Raw genomic sequence first — 20,893 nt, forward strand, 5'->3', positions numbered from 1 at the left:
TCTTGTTGTAATGCGCGCGGGCGTGGCCGCGCGTCAGCCGACTTCGGCCATGCCGGCGGCGGATTCCATGTCCACCGCCACGATGCGCGAGACGCCCTGCTCCTGCATGGTCACGCCGATCAGCTGCTGGGCCATCTCCATGGCGATCTTGTTGTGGCTGATGAAAAGGAACTGCGTCCCGCGGCTCATGGCCGACACCAGCCGCGCATAGCGCTCGGTGTTGGCGTCGTCCAGCGGCGCATCCACCTCGTCCAGCAGGCAGAAGGGCGCGGGGTTGAGCTGGAAGATGGCGAACACCAGCGCGATGGCCGTCAGCGCCTTCTCGCCGCCCGAGAGCAGGTGGATGGTCTGGTTCTTCTTGCCGGGCGGCTGGGCCATGACCTGCACGCCGGCGTCCAGGATCTCGTCGCCGGTCATGATCAGCCGCGCATTGCCGCCGCCGAAGAGCTCCGGGAACATGCGGCTGAAGTGCTCGTTGACGGTGTTGAAGGTGCCGCCCAGCAGTTCGCGCGTCTCGCCGTCGATCTTGCGGATGGCGTCCTCCAGCGTGGTGATGGCCTCGTTCAGGTCGGCCGACTGGGCGTCGAGGAAGGTCTTGCGCTCGCGGGCGCTGGTGAGTTCATCGAGCGCCGCCAGGTTGACGGCGCCCAGGCCCGCCACCTCGCGGTGCAGGCGATCGATCTCGCCCTGCAGGCCGGTCAGGCGCACCTTGTCGGCCTCGATGGAGGCGGCGATGGCCTCGCGGTCCGCCTGGGCGTCGGTCAGCAGCTGTTCGTACTGCTCCAGGCCCAGGCGGGCGGCCTGCTCCTTGAGCTGCATCTCGGTGATGCGCTGGCGCAGCGGGTCGAGCGCACGCTCGATCTGCAGCCGCCGCTCGTCGCTGGCGCGCAGCTTCTGCGTCAGGTCGTCGTACTGGCTGCGCATGGCGCCCAGCGCAGCCTCGCGCTCGGCCTTGAGGTTGAGCGCGTCCTGCAGGCCGGCCTGCGCGGCGGCGTCGGACAGGCGGGCCAATTCGCCCTCGGCCCGCTCGCGCTCGTCGGCCAGGGCCACGGTCTGCTGGCGGGCGGTGTCGATGGCGCGGCCGAGTTCGGCGCGGCGGGCCTCCAGCGTGCGTTGCGAGAAGGTCGATTCCTGCACCTGCCGTTCCAGGCTGCGGTGCTGCTCGCGGGCGGCGTCCAGCTTGCGGCTGGCCGCGATGACGCGCTCTTCCAGCTCTGCATGGCGCTCCTGGCTGTCGGCCAGTTGCAGGTCCAGTTCTTCGAAGCGGGCCTCGGCGGCGACGCGGCGCTCCTGCAGTTCTTCGAGCTGGGCCTCGACCTCGCCCAGGTCGGCATTGAGTTGCTCGCTGCGGGCGCGGGCCTGCTCGGCCTGCTGCGACAGGCGCAGCGTCTCGACCTGCAGTTCGTGGGCACGGGCGCGGGTCTGGTCGGCCTCGCGCCGGGCGCCGACCAGTCGGCCAGCGGCTTCGGCATAGGCCGACTCGGCGCGCACAAGGGCCGTGCGGGCCTCTTCGGCGATCAGGGCCTGGGCGCGCAGCTCGCGCTCCAGGTTTTCCATTTCCTGCTGGCGGGCCAGCAGCCCGGACTGCTCGGAGTCCTGCGCATAGAGGCCGACGCTGTGGCGCGTGACGACATGGCCGGCGGCCACGTAGATGGCCTCGCCGGGCTGCAGGCGCTCGCGGGCGGCCAGCGCTTCGTCCAGGCTGGCGGCGGTGAAGCAGCCGTGCAGCCAGTCGGCCATCAGCGACTGCAGGCCGGCGTCGTGCAGGCGCAGCAGGTCGGCCAGACGGGGCATGGCGCCCGCACCGGCCGCAACCGGCGCGGCGGGCGGCGTATAGAAGCTGAGCTTGGCCGGCGGCGCGTCATTGGCGAAGGCGCGGGCCATTTCGAGGCGGGAGATCTCCAGCGCGCCCATGCGATCGCGCAACGCGGCTTCGAGCGCGGCCTCCCAGCCGGGCTCCACATGCAGACGGCTCCAGAGGCCCTGCAGGCCGTCCAGCCCGTGCTTGGCGAGCCAGGGGCGCAGCTTGCCGTCCGTCTTGACCTTCTCCTGCAGCGCACGCAGCGCCTCCAGCCGTGCCGACAGTTCGGCCTGGCGGGCGCCCTCGGTGTTGACGGCCTGCTGGCGGGCGCGGCGGTCGTCGTCGAGTTGCGGCACGCGCTCCTGCAGGTCCATCAGGCGCGCCTCGGATTCGCTGGCCGCCTCTTCGGCCATGGCGAATTCCTCGCGCAGCGCTTCCAGCTTGGCCTCGTCGGGTGCATTCAGCGCCTGGCGGTCGGCGCGCAGCCGGTCGCTGCGCTGGCTGAGCTGGCGCACCTGGTCGTCGATGTTGCGCTGATCGGCGGCCAGCACCTGGATCTGCTGCTGCACCTGCACCACGGCGCCGCGCTGGCCGTTGGCCGTCTCCTGCGCGCGCTGGCGGGCGTCCTCCAGCTCGGGCAGGCGGGCCTCCTGCTCTTCGAGCTGGGCGGCGAGTATGGCGGCCTGCTCCTCGGCGTCGATCCCCGCACCGGCCAGGTTCTCCAGCTCGACCTCGGCGTCGCCGCGGCGAGTGTCCCATTGCTGGATCTGCTCGGCCAGTTGCGCCAGGCGCTGCTGCACGCGCTGGCGGCCTTCGACCACGTAGCGGATCTCGCCCTCCAGCCGGCCCACCTCGGCGCTGGCCTCGTAGAGCTTGCCCTGGGCCTGGTTGACCTGGTCGCCGGCACCGTAGTGGGCCTGGCGGATGGTCTCGAGCTCGGCCTCGATGTGGCGCAGGTCGGCCATGCGCGATTCGAGGTCGTTGATGGCCTGGCGGCCCTCGGCCTGCACGCGGACCTGGTCGGCCTCGGCATCGGCGCGCTTGAGGAACCATAGCTGGTGCTGCTTGCGCGTGGCCTCGGCCTGCAACTGGTTGTAGCGCGCGGCCACCTCGGCCTGCTTCTCCAGCTTCTCGAGGTTGGCGTTGAGCTCGCGCAGGATGTCCTCGACCCGGGTCAGGTTCTCGCGCGTGTCCGACAGGCGGTTCTCGGTCTCGCGGCGGCGCTCCTTGTACTTGGAGACGCCGGCGGCCTCTTCGAGGAACAGCCGCAGTTCCTCGGGCTTGGACTCGATGATCCGGCTGATCGTCCCCTGGCCGATGATGGCGTAGGCCCGCGGGCCCAGGCCGGTACCCAGGAACACGTCCTGCACGTCGCGGCGGCGCACCGGCTGGTTGTTGATGAAGTAGCTGCTGTTGCCGTCGCGCGTGAGCACGCGCTTGACCGCAATCTCGGTGAACTGGCTCCACTGGCCGCCCGCGCGGTGGTCGGCGTTGTCGAACACCAGCTCGACGCTCGCACGGCTGGCCTGCTTGCGGCTGGTGGTGCCGTTGAAGATCACGTCCTGCATGGACTCGCCGCGCAGCTCGGAGGCGCGCGACTCGCCCAGCACCCAGCGCACCGCGTCCATGATGTTGGACTTGCCACAGCCGTTGGGCCCCACCACACCCACCAGCTGGCCCGGGAGCATGAAGTTGGTCGGCTCAGCGAAGGACTTGAACCCGGAAAGCTTGATGGAGTTGAGACGCACCGCAGACGGGCAGCAAGGCCAAGATGTTGATATTCAAGGAGAAAGTGCGCAGGCCGTGCCTTGCCGCGCAAGGGCAGGATGATAACGTGCGCCCAATGCGCCTTCCCCTGCTCGCTTCCCTCGCGCCCGTGCGCGTGCAGCACCTGCTGCTGCCCGCCCTGATCGGCGCCTGTGCCCTGCTCGCCGGCTGCGGCATGTTCCATGACACCAAGCGGGCCGAGCCCTACACCCAGGGCGAATGGATGGAGTCCGGCGCCAATCGCGTGGCCAACCTGGCACTGCGCGACAACCTGGAATCGGTGCGCCGCGTGCAACTGTCGCTGTACCGCCGTAATCCGCGCGAATGGCACAAATGGGCCGCCAGCGCCGACGACGCCGTGGCCCGCACCTGGCAGGCCATCGAGCAGGGCCCGCCGCTGCCCTGGCTCCGCGGCGCCACCGGCATCGAGGCCGTGCGCCTGGCCTTCGCGCCGCCCGAGACCTACGCCGGCGACCGTGTGGCGGCGCTGGTCACCGGCTGGGCCGCCATGCTCAAGCAGGCCAACGGCGACACCTGGCGGCAGACCATGATCGACGGCGTCAGCGCCGAGAACGCCTTCCGCGCCGCACGCAACTTCGAGATCTCGCTGTGGCTGCTGAGTTCGCGCACCGGCGCCGACGGCCAGCCGCTGCTGCTGTCCACCGAGATCAGCGAGCGGGGCCGCAATCTGGTGGTGGACCGGGAACTGTCGAAGGTGGTGGCGCGGCTCGATCTGCTGGCCGCCCAGGCCGACGAGAAGTACCGCCGCGCCGCACTGGACTTCAGCCAGAACTGGCTGATGGGCAACCTGGGGCCGCTGCTGGCGATGGTGCCGCGCTGAGCGCGGGTGCGGTGCCGACCCTTCGCGCCGGCCGTCTTTGCACACCATCGACACAGACCGCTTTCTAGAATGCGCCGCGCAACCCGTGCAAACCCGGCCTCCGCGCCGCGCGGCGCGCATCTTCTCCACCACCTCCCCTCCTGCACATGAGCACCCTGAACTTCATCGGTGGCGAAAAAGGCGGCGTCGGCAAGTCCGTCACCTCGCGCCTGCTGGCCCAGTACTTCATCGACCGCAGCCGCCCCTTCATCGGCTTCGACACCGACCGTTCGCACAACTCCTTCACCCGCTTCTACGAAGGCTTCGCCTCGCCGGTGGCGGTGGACAGCTTCGAAGGCCTGGACACGGTGGTCAACGGCTTCGAGGAGCACCCCGAGCGCAGCGTGATCGTCGACCTGGCCGCGCAGACCCAGGCGCCGCTGGCGCGCTGGATCGACGAATCGCAGCTCTTCGACGTGTTCGACGAACTGGAGATCCCGGTCGTGTTCTGGCACGTGATGGACGACGGCCGGGACTCCACCGACATGCTGGGCCGCCTGGTCGACACCTACGGCACCCGCGCCCGCTATGTGGTGGTGCAGAACCAGGGCCGCGGCAGCGACTTCTCGACGCTGGACGGCTCCCCCGCCCAGATCAAGGCCCGCGAGCACGGCGCCCAGTTCATCACCCTGCCCCGCCTGCAGGAAGCGACGATGCGCAAGATCGACGCCAACAACACGAGCTTCTGGAAGGCCGTCAACGACAAGACCGGCCCCGAGGCCCTGGGCCTGCTGGAGCGTCAGCGCGTCAAGGGCTGGCTGGTGCAGGTCTACACGCAGTTCGACACGCTGGGGCTCTGACCCGGCCCCTGCTCGCCGGCGTGCCCGCCCTCAGTCCCAAGGGCCGGCACGCTGCGGTGCGAGCAGGATCGACGCATCCACGTCATCGATGTGCGTGCGGCCGCAGAAGGCCATGGTCAGGTCCAGTTCGCGCCGGATGATCTGCAGCACCCGCGTGACGCCCGCCTCGCCGAAGGCACCCAGCCCGTAGAGGAAGGCGCGGCCGATCATGGTGCCGCGCGCCCCCAGGGCCCGGGCCTTGAGCACGTCCTGGCCGCTGCGCACGCCGCTGTCGAGCCAGACCTCGGTCTCCCGCCCCACGGCATCGGCAATGGCCGGCAGCGCGCGGATGGCGGAGGGCGCGCCGTCCAGCTGCCGGCCGCCATGGTTGGAGACCACGATCGCATCCGCGCCGCAATCCACGGCCCGGCGCGCGTCCTGCGCATCGAGGATGCCCTTGAGCACCAGCGGCCCACCCCAGCGGCGCTTGATCCATTCCACGTCCGCCCACGACAGCGTGGGATCGAACTGGGCATTGGTCCAGGCGGCCAGCGAGGCCATGTCGTCCACGCCCTTCACATGGCCCACGATGTTGCCGAAGCTGCGCCGCCGCGTGCCCAGCATGCCTAGGCACCAGCGCGTGCGCAGCGCCAGGTCCAGCAGGTTGCGCAGCGTGGGCCGCGGCGGCACCGACAGGCCGTTGCGGATGTCGGCATGGCGCTGACCCATCACCGGCAGGTCGAGCGTGAGCTGGAGCGCGCTGCAGTTGGCCGCCCTCGCGCGCTCGATCAGCGACTCGATGAACGTACGGTCGCGCATCACGTAGAGCTGGAACCAGAAGGGATGCCGCCCCGTGTGCGCGGCCACGTCCTCCAGCGAGCAGATGCTCATGGTCGAGAGCGTGAAGGGCACGCCGAAGTCGCGTGCCGCCCGCGCAGCCAGGATCTCGCCATCGGCATGCTGCATGCCCGTGAGGCCCGTCGGCGCCAGCGCCACCGGCATGGCCACGTGATGGCCGAGCATCGTGGTGGCAACGGTGCGCTGCGAGATGTCCCGCGCCACGCGCTGGCGCAGCAGCAATTGCTGGAAGTCGCGCTCATTGGCGCGGTAGGTCGATTCGCGCCAGGAGCCCGAATCGACGTACTCGTAGAACATGCGCGGCACCCGCGCGCGGGCCACCTGGCGCAGATCTTCCACGCAGGTCATGCGCGCCAGTGCGGCCGGCGCACTCATGCGCACGCCCTGCGCGCCAACCCGCTCGGCGACGGTGCAAGGGGGCTCATTGGGCGACGATGTTCTGCTCGCGGATCAGCTGGCCCCAGCGCTGCGACTCCTGCACGAGGCTGCGGCCCAGTTCGGCCGGCGGCTCGAAGGCCGGCACGGCGCCCTGCTGCGCGGCGACCTGGGCCAGGTCGGGCGCAGCCATCACCGTGCGCACGGCGCTGCCCAGCCGCTCGACCACCGCATCGGGCGTACCCGCCGGTGCCAGCAGGAACACGCGCGGCGCGGCATCGAAGCCCGGCACGGCGGCAGCCAGCGGCGCCACGTCCTCGGCGCCCGCCAGCTTGACCGGGCTCATCACCGCCAGCGCCTTGAGCCGTCCGCCCTTGGCCTGCGCCAGGGCCGAGGTGGCGCTGACGACGCCCAGCGGCACCTGACCGCTGATCACGTCCGGCACGATCTGCGCCGCGCCGCGGTAGGGGATGTGCGTGACGAAGGTGCCGGTCTTGCCCTTGAACAGCTCGAAGCCCAGGTGCTGCACCGTGCCCACGCCCGAGGTGGCGAAGGAATAGTGGCCGGGCCTGGCCTTGAGGGCGGCCACCAGCTCCTGCGGCGTCTTCGCCGGGAAGTCGTTGCCCGCCACGACGATCAGCGGCAGCGTGAACAGACCGGCGACCGGCACGAAGCTCTTGATCGGGTCGAAGGACATCTTCGGCTGCATGTACTGCGCGATCAGCGTGGAACTGTCGCCCATCAGCAGTGTGTAGCCGTCGGCGGGCGCCTTGGCCGCCAGGTCGCCGGCGATCAGGCCGGCGGCGCCCGCGCGGTTCTCGACCACGACCTGCTGGCCCAGCAACGTGGACAGGCGCGGCGTGAGCAGGCGGGCCATGGCGTCCACGCCGCCGCCGGCCGAATAGCCGACCAGCAGGCGGATCGGGCGCTCGGGATACGTGCCGGACTGCGCCTGCACGGCCGGCGCGGCGGCCAGCATCGCGGCGGCCAGGGCGAGCGCGTGGCGGCGGGTGAAGTGAGGGGGCGTCATCGTTGTCTCCTTTTCTTGTGGGGGCGCGGACTGGCGCTGCGCGCCGTTGTGTCGATGGGCGCCAGGGGCCGCCCGCCTCGGGGGATTACTCCCTCTCCCCTCGCGGGAGAGGGAGTGAAGCCCGTCATGCCTTGCCGGCGCCGCGCGAACCCGGGCGCTTGGCCAGCTCGCGCAGCCGCTCGCGGTTGGGCGCGAATCCCAGGCCCGGCGCCTGCGGCAGGTCGAGCACGCCGGCCTGCGGCTCGGGCAGGCCGTCGAACACCTGCTTGCAGCATTCGACCGCCACCGAGTGGTACTCGACCAGCGAGCCGTTGGCCAGGCCCGCATGCAGGTGCATGTTGTGGTGCGGCCAGGCGCCGCCGTTGGCAAAGCGCGTGTTGAAGGCCGCGGCCATGCCCGCGATGCGCGCGCACTGCGTGAAGCCACCCGTGATGCAGGCATTGGGCTGCACCACGTCCACCGCCTGCGCCACCAGCATGTCGCGGAAGCGGCTGGCATGGCCCTCGTTCTGGCCGGCCGCCAGCGGGATCGCCGTCTTGGCCCGCAGCTTGGCCAGGTTGGGAATGTCGTTCTGTGTCACCGGCTCCTCGAAGAAGGCGATGTCGTAGGCCTCCACCCGGCGCGCCAGCGACAGCGCGTGGAAGTAGTCCAGGCTGCAGTTGGCGTCGATGTAGATCTGCACGTCGGGCCCTACCGCCTCGCGCACGGCGCGGATGCGCTGCACGTCCTCGGCGATCAGCGTGTCGAGCGGGCGCGGCTCGTCGCGACGGGCCAGGCCGTGGTGACCCACCGTCATCTTCAGGCGGGTGAAGCCGCGACCCACCCAGTCGCGCGCAGCCTGGGCCAGCTCGTCGCGGTCGTAGAAGGCGAAGCCGAAGGTGGCATACACCGGCACCTGGGCACGCGCGCCGCCCAGCAGCTTCCAGCAGGGCTGGCCCAGGGCCTGGCCCTTGAGGTCCCACAGCGCGAGGTCGATGGCGGCGATGGCGTGGCTGGCATAGCCCGACTGGCCGCGCGGCGTGAGCAGCCAGTACAGCCGGTCCCACACCTGCTCGTGGTTCAGCGGGTCCAGCCCCTCCAGGTGATGGGCGGCCACCTCGTTGACGATGGCGGCGATGGCCTCCTCCTCGGTGATGGCGGTCATGCCGGTGCCGATGCGGCCGTCGTCGGTCTCGATGTCGACCAGGCACAGCGAGAGCGAAGTGGTCTTGGTGCGGCCGCCATGGCCGACGCTGACCGGCAGGTTCAGCGGCGTGGCGTGGACGCGGGCAATCTTCATGGGGCGGTGTCTCCTGGCTTCGGGTCTTCGGGGGAACGCGGCCAGTCTAGGAAGCCGCCCCCGCCCGCCACAACGCCGCGGCGCGAAGGCCGCTTTCGCGATCCGCGAAGACGAGGGTTTACGCGGGGCGCGGCGCGCGGCCGGCCAGCACGTCGAACAGCGTGCGCGCGGGCGGCGCCAGCTCCACGCCCTCGCGCACGGCGATGCGGTGCGTGCGCACGGCCCAGGCGTCCGTCAACGGCACGGCGCGGATGGGCAGGCTGGCCAGTTGCGGCGCCACGGCCTCGCGCGGCAGCACCGCCACGCCCAGGCCGCCGGCCACCATGCGGCAGACCACGTCGAAGCTGCGCATCTGCATGCGGATCTTGAGCAGGCGGCCCGCCACCGACGCGGCGGCGGCCAGCCGGCTGGAGAGCGCGGTGCCGTCGCCCAGGGAGATGAAGTCCTCATCCAGCGCCTCCGCCAGCGCCGCGGCCTCGCGCATGGCCAGTGCGTGCCCCTGCGGCACCACCAGCACCAGCGTGTCGACGAAGCAATCGGTCAGCGCGATGCCGTGCGGCGGATGCGCCATGTGCACGATGCCCAGGTCGGCGCGCCCTTCCAGCAGCAGCAGCGGAATGTCGAGGCTGCCGTGCTCTTCCACGTCGATGCGGATCAGCGGATGGGCGCGGGCCATGTGCTGCAGGTGGGCGGGCATCACCTCCACCAGCGCCGAGGTGTTGGCCGCCAGGCGCACATGGCCCTGCAGGCCGCGGGCATGGTCGTGCAGGTCGAGCGACAGGCGGTCGGCATCGGCCAGCAGCTCGCGCCCGCGGCGCACCAGCATCTGACCCGCCGGCGTGAGCCGCACGCCCCGCGACGAGCGCTCGAAGATGCGCAGGCCCAGCGATTCCTCCAGCGCGCTGATGCGGGCGCTGGCGGCGGCGATGGCCAGGTTCAGACGGTCGCTCGCGGCGCTGATCGAGCCCAGTTCGGCTGCCGTGACCACGACTCGCAGCGTGGCCAGGTCCAGTTGAAGGCCCTCAGGCATCGAAGAGGCGGCCGTGGCCGGGCGAGGCAGCATCCAGGCCGGCGGTGCGCATCAGGTCCCAGAAGCCGGCCGGCGAACTGGACGTGACGGGCAGGCCCAGTTCGCGCTCCAGGCGCGGATGCAGGTCCAGGGTGCGCAGGCCGCCGCAGGAGATGAGCAGGCCGTCGGGCCGGCCATCGGCGCAGACCCTGCGGGCCAGCTCGACCAGCGTCCCGGCCTCGACCTGGCCGACGGCCTCCACGCCGGTCATGGCCAGGCCGCGGACGGCCGTGACCTCGAAGCCCTCGCCCTCCAGGTAGCGGGCCAGGCGCTCGTTGAGCGTGTCGATGTAGGCGGTGGCCACCGCCACGCGGCGCACGCCCATCTGGCGCAGGCTGCGCACGATGGCGTGGCTCATGGTCGTGCACGGCAGGTCGGTCGCTGCCGCCATGCGGGCGCGCAGGTCCTCGGTGAAGGTTGCGCCGCGGTAGAAGCTGAGCGAGGTGCCCATCAGCGAGAGTGCCTGGGCGCCGGCCGCCTTCAGCGCGCGGGCCAGGTCGACGATGCGCCCTTCCACCGCGTCGAAGCCCTCGGGATGGATGGCCGCCAGTGCGAGGCCCCGGGCGATGAAGCGCACCCGGCCGTCGTAGAGCGCAGGCCCTTCGGGAGGCACCTGGCCATCGGCCGGCGGCACGATCAGCCCGAGCACGGGCAAGGCGGAATCGGTCATCGCAGCTCCTGGGGCAAAGCTGCGAATTGTGCGGCGCCCGCCGTGGGCGCCACGGGCCGGCGCTCAGAGCCTGATGCCCGCGCCCTTCACCGTCGGCCCCAGCACGGCCACCTGCTCACGCACGAAGCCCTCGAAGCGCGCCGTGCTCTCGGGCTGGGCCACGATGCCCAGGTCGACCATCTTCTTCTGCACCTCGGGCATGGCCAGCACCTCGTTGGCGGCGTCGTGCAGGCGGGCGACCGTGTCGGTCGGCAGCTTGGCCGGGCCGGAGATGCCGAAAAAGTTCTCCAGCACCAGCTTGGGCTGGCCCAGCTCGACCATGGTCGGCACCTCGGGCATCAGCGGCGAGCGCGTGGTGCCGGTGACGGCCAGCGGCACCAGCTGGCCGGTCTTGAAGTACTGCACGTAGGCCGTGATCACGTCGATGCCCACGGGCACGATGTTGGCCAGCAGATCGGTGGTCATGGGCGCGCCACCGCGGTAGGGCACGTGCACCATGTTGGCGCCCGTCACGCGCTTGATCAGCTCGCCATGGATGTGGCCGACCGAGCCCGGGCCGCCGGAGCCGAAGTCCAGCCGGCCTTCCTTCCTGGCGCGCGCCTCCAGATCGGCCCAGCTCTTGATGCCGGACTCCTTGCTGGCCATGACCACCAGCGGCGCCGAGCCCAGATAGGCCACATGGCTGAAGGCCGCCACCGGGTCGTAGGGCTGCTTGTCCAGCGTGAAGGGGCCCAGGGCGATGGGCGTGGTGTTGGAGAGCATCAGCGTGTAGCCGTCCGGCGCCGCCGTGGCCACCACTTGGCCACCGATGGTGCCGCCCGCGCCGGGGCGGTTGTCCACCACCACCGGCTGGCCCAGTTTGCGCCCCAGCTGCTCGGCCACCACGCGCGCCAGGATGTCGCTGGCGCCGCCGGGCGCGAAGGTGACAACGATCTTGATCGGCCGCTCGGGCCACTGGGCGAAGGCCGGCAGGGCGCCCGCCGCTGCCCCGACCGCCATCAGGCGCAGGACGCCTCGGCGGTGAAGGCGCGGCAGGGACGAGGACGAGGTAGGCAGAAAGGATTCGGACATGGTGGGCGCCGCAAGCAATGGGAATGCCCGCATTGTTCGAAGCACCCTCCGGCACGCCAATTGCCAAGACCGAATGCACCGTATCAGCCGCAAGGCGCTGGCGGCCCGCCATTCCGACGGCGAGGCACCAAGGCGGTGCAGCCAACCACCGCATGTCCCGACCCGACGACCCTTTCGACACCTACCTGCTGCGCGTCTTCCACACCTTGATGGCGGAATGCAGCGTCTCGCGCACCGCCGCGCGCATGAACCAGTCGCAGCCCGCCATCAGCAGCGCCCTCAAGCGCCTGCGCGAGATCTTCGGCGACCCGCTGCTCATCAAGGACAAGCAGCGCATGGTGCCCACCGAGCGGGCGATGCAGCTGCATGCCTCGGTGCGGCTGGTGCTGGGCGAGCTCGACGCGCTGCTGGCGCCCGAGGCCGGCTTCGACCCCGCCACCACGCGGCAGGTCTTCCGCATCGGCACGCCGGACTATCTGGCCCCGCCCCTGATGGCCGCCGTGGCGCAGTACATGCGCGAGACCGCGCCCGCGGCCCGGCTGGTGCTGCAGCCGCTGGGCCCCGACTACGACTTCGAGGCCGCGCTGGCCGAAGGCGAGCTGGACGTGGTCATCGGCAACTGGCCCCAGCCGCCGGAACACCTGCGCACCACGCTGCTGCTGGAGGACGAGATCGTCTGCCTGGTCGACGAACGCCACCCCTGCGCCGCCCGCATGACGCTGGCCGACTACCTGCAGGGCTCGCACGTGGTGCCGCTGCTGTACAGCGTGACCCAGCGCGGCGTGGTCGAGACCGCCCTCGCCTCCCAGCGCATGAGCCGCACCGGCACGGTCACCGTGCCCTACTTCGGCCTGGCGCCGCACCTGCTGCCCGGAACCGACCTGATCTTCACCACCAGCCGGCACTTTGCGCAGTACTACGCCGGCCTGCTGCCCCTCGCCATCGTGCCCGCGCCGGTGGACTTTCCGCCGATGCGCTTCTATCAGTTGTGGCATGGGCGCACGCAATTGGCGCCGGGGCATGTGTGGTTTCGGTCGCTGCTGTCGGCGGTGGTAAGGACGGTGGGGGCGACGAGGTATTTACTGGACGGCGAGCGCGGGGACTCATCTAAACAAAAACCGTTTTAGACCTAATAACTGGAAATACGGTTAGCCAGCTGGCATTGATCATATTACTCCCGATTTTTCTTAAAAATTAACCGGAGTTTTTACAGTCCCAAGCGAACCTTTTAACGCAATTATCTGCCGAGCCTAGGCCATCTAGCCTGTAATTTTAATGAATTCTCTCATCGAATTTATTGACTCTTTTAATTCTTGGAAGCTAAAAGTACGATTATTAATATTTTCAGGATGATGTATTTGATTCCGAATATACTCAGTAAGAACAATCTCTTTTGTCTCAATACTCCCGTCTCTACGAATTTTCTTATAAGGGAGCAACTCCCTTCCGTGCCTGTATTGAGCTAGCTTTCCTTCTGCTTCGATGTAGCCGTAAAGTTCGTTGTGGTATTCAAAACTCGCCTCGCCAAAAGCAGCAAAATTCACTTCATTAAGGCTTGGATAGGGTAACTCGTGTTTGAGAATAGCCGACACCTTTTCAGGAGTACGGTCGGAAACCAGAATAATATCTTCAAAACGAAGTTTCTTAACAATTTCTGGGCTATGTGTGGTCAGCAGTACCTGGGTACTTTTCGCCTTCGAAAGCGAAATTAATGCGTCTGTTAGAGCGCGCTGATGATCTGGGTGCTGCGACGTTTCTGGCTCTTCGATCGCATACACAATGTTCGGCAAGCTTGCCTCCGACTGGCGCCTCTCAGCCTCTTCGCGAAAGAAGCTGATCAGCACAAGGCGTTTCACGCCGCTACCTCGCTTATTGATCGGAATGTCGTTATCTCCCGATATCGACACGTTTTTAAAGACATCGATCCATTTGAGGCTGCTCGTGTCCGGAATCTTAGGCGACAACGATTCGGCGATAGAAGAATTTAGCTCTTTCAGCTTTTCGAGCGTTCGCCCCGCCACCAAATCAAGGCGCATCTTTACGGTGTCCGCCACGGAGGCGAGCGTTTTCTGAATTTCAGGATCGCCTAATATCTCTCTAACCGCGATCCTCATTGGATCTTGAACCTCATCATCAGTGTCCGTGTTTTTTCTGTCGGACTGAAATAACGTATAGAACGGCATGTGGAGTTTCAACTGTTCCCACACGTTCTTTGCATCGATCTTAGCTACTTCAATTTCACACTCTCTCAACTGAAGATCGACCTGCCCATCCCAAATTGATCTTCTGAGTGAAGCACTTTTTGTTTTGTCTGGACACTCCAGCTTTTGTTCTTCAAGAAGCGCTCGAAGGTCTTGAATTTTCTTTTGGAGTAAATCTTTGCAGCTCACGGCGGTCGGATGGAGCGCTCTAATGAATACCTTTTCTTTGCCTGCGGCCGGATACCTCTTAATTACATGCAATGTACCCTCTGGGGTTACCAGGAACTCATCTTGGAGGGATGTTTTGTTCGAAACGTCTAGCAGTATTTCTTCCGGCAGTTCTGAGAACTCGACCTCAATCTCTATACAGTCCTCGCCATTTTTCAAGCAGCTTTTATTTATATCGTCTTTGTCAAGTTTGACACACCCCTTCCCCTCGTTAAAAAAAATATCTAACGCTTCGAGTAAGGTCGATTTGCCGCGATCATTCTGACCAACCAAAACACATAAACTATTAATTTCGATCCTAACTGCGGTTTCATAACCCCGAAACCGATTGACGGTGACTGCCTTAATTTTCATTATTTCTACAAATTAGTTTAATTTGATCAGAAACCCCCAATTTTCAAAACTTTAAAGGCGTTGATATTGCAGTGAGCTTTAATATCTCTCACGTCACGTTACTTGGCAAGTGCCATGTCCCTAAATTTTCCATCCGATTGGATGATTGACTGGTTAGCCAACCTTTAATAGGAACAGGCTCGGCCTTTCGTTACCTGGAACCTTCAATTGCCGAACGTATCCTTTAGATTGACTTTGGTCAACTCCAGCGACGCAGGTCCCTTTTCTTTTATCGGCGTAGATCGCGGCCCTATTCAAGCTTGACGGATGCGCTCCATCAGAAATTGCCTGATACGGATCAATTCCTCGCACGAAGCGCGTTGAAGAAACTGATCAGGGGGCCCCGAAGAGTCCAGCTGACATAGCCTCACGGCGCCTCCGCGTCCGCCCGCCTCAGCATTCGCCCACCCGATCACCCGATCCCCCCACAGCATCGGCAACGCGTAATACCCGAATTGCCGCTGCGCCGGCGGCGTGTACGCCTCGAACTTGTACGTCCAGCCCCAGAACAGCGTGAAGCGGCGGCGGTCCCAGACGATGGGGTCGAAGGGGGCGAGCAGGCGCAGCTGGTCATCGACGACCCAGCGGCGCGAGCGCGGGTTCTCGTCGGCCGGCCAGTACCACGTCGTACCGTCGAGGGTGGCGCCAGCGAGGTGTTGACGCGCAAGGCGCAGCGCAGCCTGCGTCTGGGCGCTCAGGTGCGGCGCGCCGTAGCCAAGCAGGCGCACGAGGTAGGTCAGGCTGGCCGCCGGCAAGGGGGCATAGGTCCGCACCACCAGATCGATCAGCGCGGCGGCGCGGCGGGCACGGCCGGCCGGGGTTTCGTCGGCCGGCGGGTGCGCAGCGACTTCGTACACGCGCGTGCCGCTGTCGCGGCGTTTCACGCGCAGCAGGCCGCGGTAATGCAGGCCGTCGAGCAGGTGGGTAGCCAGGTTGCCGGCCCCGCCCCAGGGGTTCTGCCTCCGGCCATGCGCGAAGTGCAGTTCGACCTCCCGCGGATGCACGATGCGGCGCTCACGAACGAAGGCCAGCACATCGTCGGCCTTGCGCTGCGTCTCGGCATCCCAGGGGCGCCTGGGCTCGCGCGGGTGCATCAGCGCCAGGTGCTCGCGCGGCAGAAAGCCGTAATTGACCAGGCAGTCCTCGTCGATCTGCAGCCGCGGGTAGCGCGCTTCCAGGTCGCCGGCGCGGTAGTCGGTGACGCGGTGGCGCAGGATCAGGTCCTGCGCACGGGCCGGCGCGCGGATCGGGTCGGCCTGCACGAAGCCCAGCCGCCGGATGGCCGCCGGCAGCGTGGTCGGCGTGAACAGCGTGCGCGCGACGGCATAGCGGCGAAGATGGTCGAGACTGAGGGCGGCGGCAGGCATCCGGCAGATTCCAGCACACCGCCTCGGGTGTGCGCTGGAGCGCGACATGCCATCCGGGCGGGCCTGCCGCCGAGGGAGAATCAGCCGCCACCCGGCGGCACGCGGAAGTTGGCGCTGATGCGGGCCTCGGCGCGCTCCAGCAGGTCCACCAGCGCGTCGAGCAAGCGGCGCCCTGTGCGCGGCGCGTCAGCGATCTCCTCGCCAACCTTTTCCGCCCCGCTCTTCCAGGCGACCTGCGAGTGCACGGCGCCTGTGCCGACCGTGGCCCTCGTCGGGGAATTGGGCTGTGCGTCGGTGGGGTATTCAGCGGGGTGGGCAGCATCAGGAATCGACATGCCCGGATGCTCCCGCTCCGCCAACCTTGCGTAAAGTTGAATTTACTGAGCATTCACTTCATCATTGCTGATGCGTCAACTCAACCTCGACCAGCTGCAGACGCTGATCGCCATTGCCGACCTGGGCACCTTCGCCGCCGCCGCGCAGGCGCTGCACCTGGCGCCGCCCACGGTCAGCCTGCATGTGAAGGAGCTGGAAAGCTGGCTCGACACCCTGCTCGTCGTCCGTGGCCGCCGTCAGGCGGAGCTGACGCCGGCCGGCGCCGTGCTGGTGCAGGAGGGCCGCAAGCTGCTGGCCGCGGGCGACGACCTGGTCGACCGGGTGCGCCGTCGCGCAGCCGGCCGTGCAGGCATGGTGCGGGTGGCCGTCTCGGCGGGCGTGAGCACCCAGTTGCTGCCGCTGATGCTGCAGCAGCTCAATGCCCAGAGCCCGGATATCGAACTGCGGCTGGAAGCCGTCGGCTCCGCCGAAGCCATGCGGCGGCTGAAGGCCGGCACGCTGGACGTCGCGATCGTCGCCAGCCCCCAGCCGGCCGCGCCCGAGGTGCGGCTGCAGCCCTGGCGGCAAGATGCGATGGTGGTGCTGTTGCCCGCTGCCTGGGCACCACCGGAGGCCATCACGCCCGAATGGCTGGCCGGCCGGCGCTGGGCCAGCTTCACGCCGGCCACGCAGATGCACGGGCTGATCGCCGGCTGGTTCGGGCAGGCGGGCCTGAGCCCACGGCCCTACCTTGCGCTGAGCTATCCCGGTGCCCTCAAGAGCCTGGCCGCCGCCGCCCAGGCCGCGGCCATCCTCCCTTTCGAGGAAGTGGCCGACCTGGCGGACGCGCCCGAGGTGTGCATCCGCCCGATGGCGCCGCCGCTGATGCGGCCGATGGCGGTGGCCAGCCGGCATGCTGGCATGGCCGATCCGGCGGTGACGGCGGTGCTGAACGTGATCGACCGGTTCAAGTCCTAGCCGCCGTCACGCGCGCCAAGAGGCGGGGCGTGCCCACGGCTCCAGTCCTCGCCACCTTCAGCGACGCCGGACCAGCCAGACCATCGCCAGGCCGAGCAACGCACTGCCCAGCCACTGGCGCGGCGCCATGGCCTCGCCCGAAAGCCATGCGGCCAGCAGCGCAGCCACCAGCGGCTCGACCAGGGTGCCGACGACGGTGGCGGTCGGCGTCAGCCGCCGTGCCGCCCAGGCGAACAGCAGGTAGCCGGCCGAGGTGGCCAGCACGCCGGTGTAGACCAGCCCCAGCCAGCGGCCCGCCGTGACGGGCCAGGCCAGTCCGGCCGCCACGGCCAGCACGGCGGCGCATGCCGTCGCCATCGTCATGCTCCAGGCCGACGCCGCCACAGCCGGCACCTCGGCTGGCATACGGGCGTTGCCCATCACCACCAGCGCATAGAGGAAAGCCGAAGCGAAGGACCAGGCCAGGCCCACAGCCCAGCCAGTCGGCATCTGCGTCTGCGCCGGCATCACCAGCAGGCCGACGCCCACGAGCGCCAGGGCCAGGCCGACCGTCAGGGCGACCGTCAGCCGCTCGTGGCCGCGCAGCACTGCCATCGCCGCGACCAGCACCGGTGCGCAACAAATCGACACCACGGTCGGCACGGCCGCGCCCAGGTGGGCGATGCCTGCAAACCAGCAACCGACATTGAGCGCCATCGCCGCGCCGGTGGCCAGGATGCCGCCCCGCTGCGCCCACGGCAACCGTTGCCACAGGCCTGCGGGCGATCGCCGCCAATGCCACCACCACAGCAGCGGCAGCCCGAAGCCGAAGCGGGCCAGGGCCAGCGTCCAGGGCGACACGCCGCCCTCGATCAACCATTGCGCCAGCCATGCGCCTATGCCCCACAGGGCGCCCGCCGCCCACACGCCGCCCCACGCCAGGGCGGCAGAACTCGTCGTCTTGTTCATCACGATGCATCCGATGCGCCGGCATCGGGCGGAGCGGGACCGCCTTCGGGTCCGTCCGCGTGCGTGCCGGCAGGAAAGATCCGGCCGCCCGCGCACGCGAAAGCCGCTGTCTCAGGACGAGGCAGCGGCTGCGGTGCGGGAAGGACGGCCCCCGTTCAGGCGCGGACGGCGGGAGGGGGCGAGCGGTGGATGCGGATCATGGCGGCCCGGATCATAGGCCGGCGCCGAGGCGCTGCGAGGCTCAGCGCGGCCGGCGCGCTGCGCGCGGTCCGGGCGCGGCAGCCGGGCTGCGCGGTGCGCCCGGCTTGCCGGCGCCCTTGCCGGCCATGGCGCGACTGCCCGTTTCCCGCGGCGGCAGGCCGGTGTGCTGGGTCAGCACGGTGCCCGGCCGCGGCGCTGCGCCGACGCGGCGGGCGCTGGAGGGCACGGACGCCGACGGCGCCGGCGTCGAGTTCTTGCGCCGCGCGCTCTGGTAGCCACCATCGGTCGCCGGCTGGAAGGTCGGGATCAGGTGGTGCTTGCCGTTGCCGATCAGGTCGGCGCGGCCCATGGCCTTGAGGGCCTCGCGCAGCAGCGGCCAGTTGTTCGGGTCGTGGTAGCGCAGGAAGGCCTTGTGCAGGCGGCGGCGCTTCTCGCCGCGCACGATGTCCACCGACTCCTCGGCCTCGTCGCGCATGGTGCGGCGCACCTTGGTGAGCGTGTTGCGGCCCGAGTGGTACATGGCCGTGGCGGTGGCCATGGGGCTGGGGTAGAAGGTCTGCACCTGGTCGGCGCGAAAGCCGTTCTTCTTCAGCCACAGTGCCAGGTTCATCATGTCCTCGTCGCGCGTGCCCGGGTGCGCGGCGATGAAATACGGGATGAGGTATTGCTTCTTGCCCGCCTCGGCGCTGTACTTCTCGAACATGCTCTTGAAGCGGTCGTAGCTGCCGATGCCCGGTTTCATCATCTTGGAGAGCGGGCCCTCCTCGGTGTGCTCGGGCGCGATCTTGAGGTAGCCGCCGACGTGGTGCTGCACCAGCTCCTTGACGTACTCGGGCGACTTCACGGCCAGGTCGTAGCGCAGGCCCGAGCCGATCAGGATCTTCTTGATGCCGCGCAGCGCCCGCGCCCGGCGGTAGATCTGGATCAGCGGGCCGTGGTCGGTGGTGAGGTTCGGGCAGATGCCGGGGTACACGCAGCTGGGCTTGCGGCAGGCGGCCTCGATCTCGGGGCTGCGGCAGCCGAGGCGGTACATGTTGGCGGTGGGCCCGCCCAGGTCGGAGATGACGCCGGTGAAGCCCTCGACCTTGTCGCGGATGTCCTCCACCTCGCGAATGATCGAGTCCTCGCTGCGGCTCTGGATGATGCGGCCCTCGTGCTCGGTGATGGAGCAGAAGGTGCAGCCGCCGAAGCAGCCGCGCATGATGTTCACGCTGAAGCGGATCATCTCCCAGGCCGGGATCTTGGTCGCGCCGTCGTGGCGACCGTGCTCGTCGGCATAGCGCGGATGCGGGCTGCGGGCGTAGGGCAGGTCGAACACGTAGTCCATCTCGGCCGTGGTCAGCGGGATGGGCGGCGGGTTGATCCACACGTCGCGGGCGGTGTTGCCTTCGCCATGGGCCTGCACCAGGGCGCGGGCGTTGCCGGGGTTGGTCTCCAGGTGCAGCACGCGGTTGGCGTGGGCGTAGAGGATGGGGTCGGCCTTGACCTGCTCGTAGCTGGGCAGGCGGATCACGGTCTTCTCGCGCGGCGGGGCCTTGGCTTTCGCGCCCTCGCCCGCTGGGGGAGGGTTGGGGCGGGGGCCCGCGACCTTCGCGGCGAGCGCAGGGTTGGGCACGAAGACCAGCGGCTTCGCCGCACCCCCACCCCTGCCCTCCCCCAGAGGGGGAGGGAGAGGAGTCCCACTGTCGCCAGTGGCCGGGGAGCGTGAGGCGTTCGCCGCGTCGGCCACCGCATTCGCCTCATCCTCGCGCGCACAGGTCTGCCCCTGGGCCTTGGCCTGCTCCGACACCATCAGGTAGGGATTCAGGTGCGCATCCACGCGCCCGGGCTGGTCGACCTCGGTGGAGTCGAGCTCGAACCAGCCCTCGGGCGTCTCGCGGCGTACGAAGGCGGTACCGCGCACGTCGGTGATCTGCTGCACCGGCTCGCGCGCGGCCAGTCGGTGGGCCACCTCGACGATGGCGCGCTCGGCGTTGCCGTACAGCAGCAGGTCGCACTTGCTGTCCACAACGATCGAGCGGCGGACCTTGTCGCTCCAGTAGTCGTAGTGGGCGATGCGGCGCAGGCTGCCTTCGATGCCGCCGAGCACGATGGGCACGTCCGGAAAGGCCTCGCGGCAGCGCTGGCTGTAGACGATGGCGGCGCGGTCGGGGCGCTTGCCGCCGACGTCGCCGGGGGTGTAGGCATCGTCGCTGCGGATCTTCCGGTCGGCGGTGTACCGGTTGATCATCGAATCCATGTTGCCGCTGGTGACGCCCCAGAACAGGTTGGGCTTGCCCAGCGCGCGGAAGGGCTCGGCGCTCTGCCAGTCGGGCTGGGCGATGATGCCGACGCGAAAGCCCTGCGCTTCCAGCGTGCGGCCGATGACGGACATGCCGAAGCTCGGATGGTCCACGTACGCGTCGCCCGTCACCACGATGATGTCGCAGCTGTCCCAGCCCAGGGCGGCCATCTCCTCGCGCGAGGTCGGCAGGAACTTCGCCGTGCCGAAGCGCTGCGCCCAGTACTTGCGGTAGCTGGTGATCGGCTTGGCGGCGCGCGCAAAGAAGGAGACGTCGACGGGTGCGTTCATGCGTGGGATGGGTCGGGCGCCGCGGGAGGGCGGCGCTGCGCTGCGATGCTGCGTTCGGGAACCGCGCTGGCGCCCGGGCGGAAAGAAGGCGACGATTTTAAGGGCCGGGGC

General features: G+C 68.4%; 16 protein-coding genes. 4 read left to right on the forward strand and 12 right to left on the reverse strand.

Annotated features, from left to right (window positions below):
* Positions 1-33 precede the first annotated feature (33 nt).
* Positions 34-3,549 carry a chromosome segregation protein SMC gene (gene smc / locus ABIC63_RS16210; RefSeq protein WP_354320499.1) on the reverse strand — a complete coding sequence of 1,172 codons (3,516 nt, stop codon included), beginning with the start codon at positions 3,547-3,549 and terminating at the stop codon, positions 34-36.
* A 95-nt stretch (positions 3,550-3,644) separates the two neighbouring features.
* Between smc and ABIC63_RS16215 the strand changes: the two genes are divergently transcribed.
* Positions 3,645-4,409: a hypothetical protein gene (locus tag ABIC63_RS16215; RefSeq protein ID WP_294365564.1), complete on the forward strand. Its 765-nt coding sequence runs from the start codon at positions 3,645-3,647 to the stop codon at positions 4,407-4,409.
* Positions 4,410-4,555: 146 nt separating this feature from the next.
* Positions 4,556-5,248: a P-loop NTPase family protein gene (locus tag ABIC63_RS16220; protein ID WP_294365562.1), complete on the forward strand. Its 693-nt coding sequence runs from the start codon at positions 4,556-4,558 to the stop codon at positions 5,246-5,248.
* Between the two features lie 30 nt (positions 5,249-5,278).
* On the opposite strand, the gene ABIC63_RS16225 is transcribed toward ABIC63_RS16220, so the two are convergent.
* The 6 genes from ABIC63_RS16225 to ABIC63_RS16250 form a co-directional block, all read right to left on the reverse strand.
* A complete protein-coding gene (locus ABIC63_RS16225; protein ID WP_354320500.1) occupies positions 5,279-6,460 on the reverse strand; it encodes an alpha-hydroxy acid oxidase in 1,182 nt (393 codons plus the stop codon).
* A gap of 46 nt (positions 6,461-6,506) precedes the next feature.
* Positions 6,507-7,490: a Bug family tripartite tricarboxylate transporter substrate binding protein gene (locus tag ABIC63_RS16230; protein ID WP_294365558.1), complete on the reverse strand. Its 984-nt coding sequence runs from the start codon at positions 7,488-7,490 to the stop codon at positions 6,507-6,509.
* 124 nt (positions 7,491-7,614) lie between these two features.
* Positions 7,615-8,769, reverse strand: coding sequence for a mandelate racemase/muconate lactonizing enzyme family protein (locus ABIC63_RS16235; RefSeq protein WP_294365557.1), 1,155 nt, complete (start codon positions 8,767-8,769; stop codon positions 7,615-7,617).
* Between the two features lie 118 nt (positions 8,770-8,887).
* Positions 8,888-9,799: a LysR substrate-binding domain-containing protein gene (locus tag ABIC63_RS16240; RefSeq protein WP_354320501.1), complete on the reverse strand. Its 912-nt coding sequence runs from the start codon at positions 9,797-9,799 to the stop codon at positions 8,888-8,890.
* Entirely contained in the window at positions 9,792-10,508 is a 717-nt protein-coding gene (locus ABIC63_RS16245) for an arylmalonate decarboxylase (protein WP_354320502.1), read from the reverse strand. The genes ABIC63_RS16240 and ABIC63_RS16245 overlap by 8 nt, the downstream gene beginning before the upstream one ends.
* Before the next feature lie 63 nt (positions 10,509-10,571).
* Positions 10,572-11,579 carry a Bug family tripartite tricarboxylate transporter substrate binding protein gene (locus tag ABIC63_RS16250; protein WP_502935881.1) on the reverse strand — a complete coding sequence of 336 codons (1,008 nt, stop codon included), beginning with the start codon at positions 11,577-11,579 and terminating at the stop codon, positions 10,572-10,574.
* A 152-nt stretch (positions 11,580-11,731) separates the two neighbouring features.
* Here ABIC63_RS16250 and ABIC63_RS16255 point away from each other — a divergent pair, with 152 nt between their 5' ends.
* Positions 11,732-12,706, forward strand: a complete 975-nt coding sequence (locus ABIC63_RS16255; protein WP_354320503.1) for a LysR family transcriptional regulator — start codon at positions 11,732-11,734, stop codon at positions 12,704-12,706.
* Positions 12,707-12,838: 132 nt separating this feature from the next.
* On the opposite strand, the gene ABIC63_RS16260 is transcribed toward ABIC63_RS16255, so the two are convergent.
* From ABIC63_RS16260 to ABIC63_RS16270, 3 genes are all read right to left on the reverse strand, one after another.
* Positions 12,839-14,362: an AAA family ATPase gene (locus ABIC63_RS16260; protein ID WP_354320504.1), complete on the reverse strand. Its 1,524-nt coding sequence runs from the start codon at positions 14,360-14,362 to the stop codon at positions 12,839-12,841.
* Positions 14,363-14,655: 293 nt separating this feature from the next.
* Positions 14,656-15,768 (reverse strand): DNA glycosylase AlkZ-like family protein, encoded by a 1,113-nt coding sequence (locus ABIC63_RS16265; RefSeq protein WP_354320505.1) that lies wholly within the window; start codon positions 15,766-15,768, stop codon positions 14,656-14,658.
* An 80-nt stretch (positions 15,769-15,848) separates the two neighbouring features.
* On the reverse strand, positions 15,849-16,103 hold the full coding sequence (locus ABIC63_RS16270; RefSeq protein WP_294365547.1) for a hypothetical protein: 255 nt from the start codon (positions 16,101-16,103) through the stop codon (positions 15,849-15,851).
* A 70-nt stretch (positions 16,104-16,173) separates the two neighbouring features.
* Here ABIC63_RS16270 and ABIC63_RS16275 point away from each other — a divergent pair, with 70 nt between their 5' ends.
* Complete coding sequence (locus ABIC63_RS16275) at positions 16,174-17,061, forward strand: LysR family transcriptional regulator (protein ID WP_354320506.1); 888 nt, start codon at positions 16,174-16,176, stop codon at positions 17,059-17,061.
* Positions 17,062-17,118: 57 nt separating this feature from the next.
* Here ABIC63_RS16275 and ABIC63_RS16280 read toward each other — a convergent pair whose 3' ends face one another.
* Positions 17,119-18,009, reverse strand: a complete 891-nt coding sequence (locus ABIC63_RS16280; RefSeq protein ID WP_354320507.1) for a DMT family transporter — start codon at positions 18,007-18,009, stop codon at positions 17,119-17,121.
* 241 nt (positions 18,010-18,250) lie between these two features.
* Positions 18,251-20,782, reverse strand: a complete 2,532-nt coding sequence (locus tag ABIC63_RS16285) for a YgiQ family radical SAM protein (RefSeq protein WP_354320508.1) — start codon at positions 20,780-20,782, stop codon at positions 18,251-18,253.
* Between the last annotated feature and the right edge of the window lie 111 nt (positions 20,783-20,893).

It is taken from the genome of Pseudacidovorax sp. 1753 (genome assembly GCF_040544975.1).
Lineage (GTDB): Bacteria > Pseudomonadota > Gammaproteobacteria > Burkholderiales > Burkholderiaceae_C > Xenophilus.